This window comes from Mycobacterium sp., from assembly GCF_035314665.1.
Taxonomy (GTDB): domain Bacteria; phylum Actinomycetota; class Actinomycetes; order Mycobacteriales; family Mycobacteriaceae; genus Mycobacterium.
In genome coordinates this window covers 1-3752 of record NZ_DATFZD010000386.1, presented here as the reverse complement: position 1 = coordinate 3752, position 3752 = coordinate 1, and the positions used below count along the sequence as shown (strand labels likewise).

At 65.3% G+C, this 3752-nt stretch carries 5 protein-coding genes; all 5 read left to right on the top strand.

Going from position 1 to position 3752, the window contains the following annotated elements:
* A partial coding sequence (locus VKI00_RS27395) for a dimethylarginine dimethylaminohydrolase family protein (protein ID WP_414687305.1) occupies nucleotides 1-453 on the top strand: 453 nt, incomplete at its 5' end.
* Entirely contained in the window at nucleotides 450-1700 is a 1251-nt protein-coding gene (gene rocD, locus VKI00_RS27390; RefSeq protein WP_324443830.1) for an ornithine--oxo-acid transaminase, read from the top strand. The genes VKI00_RS27395 and rocD, both read left to right, overlap by 4 nt.
* 369 nt (nucleotides 1701-2069) lie before the next feature.
* Nucleotides 2070-2519: a phage major capsid protein gene (locus VKI00_RS27385; protein ID WP_324443828.1), complete on the top strand. Its 450-nt coding sequence runs from the start codon at nucleotides 2070-2072 to the stop codon at nucleotides 2517-2519.
* Between the two features lie 49 nt (nucleotides 2520-2568).
* Nucleotides 2569-2949, top strand: a complete 381-nt coding sequence (locus VKI00_RS27380; RefSeq protein WP_324443826.1) for a hypothetical protein — start codon at nucleotides 2569-2571, stop codon at nucleotides 2947-2949.
* Nucleotides 2950-3277: 328 nt separating this feature from the next.
* Nucleotides 3278-3622, top strand: coding sequence for an alpha/beta hydrolase (locus VKI00_RS27375; RefSeq protein ID WP_414687304.1), 345 nt, complete (start codon nucleotides 3278-3280; stop codon nucleotides 3620-3622).
* Nucleotides 3623-3752: the final 130 nt, after the last annotated feature.

Genomic DNA, 3752 nt, shown 5'->3' with positions numbered 1-3752 from the left:
GAGGGACAGGGCGACCTGCTGCTGGTCGGTGAGATGGTCCTGGCGGCCCATGGTTTTCGCACAGACGCGCGCGCACACGCCGAGATCGCCGCGGCGGTGCGGATGCCGGTCATCTCACTGGAGCTCGTAGATCCCCGCTTCTACCATCTCGACACCGCGCTGGCGGTTCTCGACGACCGCACCATCGCTTACTACCCTCCTGCGTTCAGCGCGGCGGCTCAAAAACAGCTGCGGGCGCTGTTCCCCGGCGCGATCGTCGTCGGCAGCTCCGACGCATACGTGCTCGGGCTCAACGCCGTCTCCGACGGCCTGCATGTCGTCCACCCCTCTGCTGCCACCGGTTTCGCGGCGCAGCTGCGTGATGCCGGTTTCGAGCCGGTCGGCGTCGATCTGTCCGAGCTGCTCAAGGGCGGCGGGTCTGTCAAGTGCTGCACGATGGAGGTACACGCATGACGATTCTCGACGCCCCGGCTTCGGCGCCGGCAGCCGCGGGGGTAGCCGACGCCGCGATCTCGATGGTCGAAAGGCATGCCGCGCAAAACTATTCGCCACTTCCCGTGGTCGCCGCCAGCGCCGAGGGTGCGTGGATCATGGACGTCGACGGCCGGCGCTACCTGGATTGCCTGGCCGCCTACTCGGCGGTCAACTTCGGCCACCGCAACCCGGAGATCACCGCGACGGCCCACCGCCAGCTCGACACGGTGACCCTGGTGAGCCGCGCATTCCATTCCGACCGACTCGGGCCGTTCTGCGCGGCGCTTGCCCAGTTGTGCGGCAAGGACATGGTGCTGCCCATGAATTCGGGCGCCGAAGCCGTGGAGAGCGGCCTCAAAGTCGCTCGTAAATGGGGCTATGTCGTCAAGGGGGTCCCGGCGGGCCGTGCGAACATCGTAGTGGCACACAACAATTTCCACGGCCGGACGATCAGCATCATCAGCTTCTCGTGCGACCCGGCCGCGCGCGACGGCTTCGGCCCGTTCACGCCGGGATTCCGCTCGGTGCCGTTCGGCGACGCGGCGGCGCTGGCGCGAGCGATCGACGACGACACCGTCGCTGTGCTGCTCGAGCCGATCCAGGGAGAGGCCGGCATCATCGTGCCCCCTGACGACTACCTGCCGGCCGTCCGTGCGTTGTGCAATGGGCACAACGTGCTGATGATCGCTGACGAAATCCAGTCGGGCCTGGCCCGTACGGGATACACCTTCGCCTGCGACCACTGGGGCGTGGTGCCCGACATCTACCTGCTCGGCAAGGCGCTGGGCGGCGGCGTGGTTCCACTTTCGGCGGTGGTCGCCGACCACGACATCCTCGGTGTGCTGCATCCGGGCGAGCACGGTTCGACGTTCGGCGGCAACCCGTTGGCTGCCGCGATCGGCACCACGGTCGTGGCCATGCTCGCGCGCGGCGAATTTCAGTCTCGATCCTCCGAATTGGGTGCACATCTGCATGATCGGCTGCAAGGGCTCGTGGGCGATGGCGTGGTGGCCGTGCGAGGCCTCGGATTATGGGCGGGCGTCGACGTCGACCCGGCGCTCGCCACTGGCAAGCAGATGAGCCTGCGGTTGGCGGATCGCGGCGTGCTGGTGAAGGACACCCACGGTTCGACCCTGCGCTTTGCGCCGCCGCTGGTGATCACCGCGCAAGAGATCGACTGGGCGGTTGACCAATTCGCCGCCATGTTGACGGAGGCGGCCTCGTAATCAGCTGATCCGGCGGTGCTGGTGCGCCCCCGTTAGTTCGGGGTCAGAAGGGCGGCGGTTCGTCGCCGGCCGTGACTGGGCAGGCTTCCTACAGGACGCAGCTCGGGGGAGCAGGGCTAAACGGCTGGCCGGAAACGCCGTCAGCGTGGCTCTGAGGGGCCAATACGGCGGCATTCCGGCCTGGTCGCTAGTACGATTTGAAGCAGCCCCAGCGGGGCGAACGCCAATGTGGACCCTTGGCCCACGACGTAATTCACTCCACCGTGCGTTGGACACGGCGGGGTGTTCCCGCTGGGGATCTTTTCTGTTCTGCCCCGGCGGGGACACATCCGGCGCGCACCAACGCCAAACCCGTTGGGAGGTCCGGTCATGGCGATCGGCGAATTTAACGCATCCGGCATTCTCGCGCCCGAGGAAGTCGGGCCACCCATCATTCAACCGCTGCGGTTACACATTTTCGCACTTCGCGTTTCAACAGTCATCGAATCAACGCGGCCATCGCTGAGGTTCCCGGTGGTGGACACCGAAGCTGCCGCGAGCTGGGTCGGTGAAGGCGACGACATCACCGAGTCAGATCCCGATCTCGATGAGACAACGGTCACTCCAACCAAACTGGCCGCGCTCACCCAGATCAGCAACGAACTGATCGCAGACAGCGCCGAAAACGCGCAAGCCGCAGGCGTAGTCGGAGACGGCTTAGTCCGTTCTTTCGCAGGAACTTTGGACAAAGCGTTCTTCACCAGCACCACCGCGCTCGGGCCGAATGGCCTCGAAAGTCTCACGTACCAAGAAGTGAACGTCGGTGGGTCCCTAGGTTGACTCCGATCCCTTCGCGAACGCGATCAGCTTGGTGGAACGTGTTGGCTCTGTGGTCACTCCGTTCGCGGCCTCGTTCAACACCGTGCTGGACCTGGCGCTGCTGAAGCGATTCCAGAACACAACCGACGTGGTGTCGAATGAGCCGCTGCTGGCCCAGACAACCGGCGACGTGTCAAACCCGTTGAACCACGTGATCTTTGGCGTGCCGCTGCACTCCGCGCCCGAGGGCACGATCGAGGACGGCGTCGTCTGGGCGATCGCAGCCGACAAGGTGTTCAGCGTCATGCGCCAGGACATCTCGATCACGGCGAACCCCTTCTATTACTTCGGCAGCGACAGCACCGCTGTGCGTGGCGTGATGCGGTTGGGCTACGGCTTCCCGCACCAGGCCGCCGTCGTGAAGATCACGTCGGTTCCGCCCGGCAGTTAGGACGTGGCGCGGGTGGGTCGGTTGTTTCCCTTCCTTGCTGTGCCGACCCGCCCGCAGCCGCCAAGGTGCCTGCTTTGATCGTCCAGGCACCAAATACGAACGGCCAGTTCCGGTCACTCGATGAGCCCGCACCCTTGGCAGGGGCCGGGTGACGGACGGTGACTGGAGCCTGGCCACACCCAGACATCAACCAGGAGCACAACGTCGGCGGCCAGACACCGCCGCTACGGACGAACTGGGCAGCGAGCCGAGCGAATCGAGCCTTTCGAGCGCATATTGCCTGAGAAGATGGCTCAAGCGATGGCGCAACGAATCGAAGGGGTGGCGCATGCTCGACGTGATCGACAAGGGGTCTTCCAGCGAAGCCCACCAAGCGCCCCTGCTTTTCGTGCACGGTGGCGTGCACGGCGCATGGTGCTGGGATGACCATTTCCTCGGCTTCTTTGCGGACAACGGTTACCGGGCGATCGCCCTGAGCCTGCGCGGGCATGGCGGCAGCCCAGTTTCGAGGCCGCTCAACAAATGCACGATCGCCGACTATGTCGACGATGTTCGTTCCGTCGCCGCGACCCTGCCCGCCACCCCCGTCCTGATCGGTCACTCCATGGGCGGGTTCGTCGTGCAGAAGTACCTGGAGACCGGCACAGCGCCTGCCGCCGTCCTGGTGTCGTAGCTACCGCCGTGGAGCTGGTTCCCCGCGCTGTGGTTGGCGCGGAAGCACCCGTGGCTGACCGTCAAAGCCACCATGACCCGTAAGAATCTATGCCTGTATCCGACCCCGGCGCACGTACGCGAAGTGCTCT

What these genes read in the sequence shown, in the direction of transcription:
- rocD (WP_324443830.1), top strand. Translation starts at nt 450, where the DNA reads ATGACGATTCTCGACGCCCCGGCTTCGGCGCCGGCAGCCGCGGGGGTA.
- VKI00_RS27385 (WP_324443828.1), top strand. Translation starts at nt 2,070, where the DNA reads ATGGCGATCGGCGAATTTAACGCATCCGGCATTCTCGCGCCCGAGGAA.
- VKI00_RS27375 (WP_414687304.1), top strand. Translation starts at nt 3,278, where the DNA reads ATGCTCGACGTGATCGACAAGGGGTCTTCCAGCGAAGCCCACCAAGCG.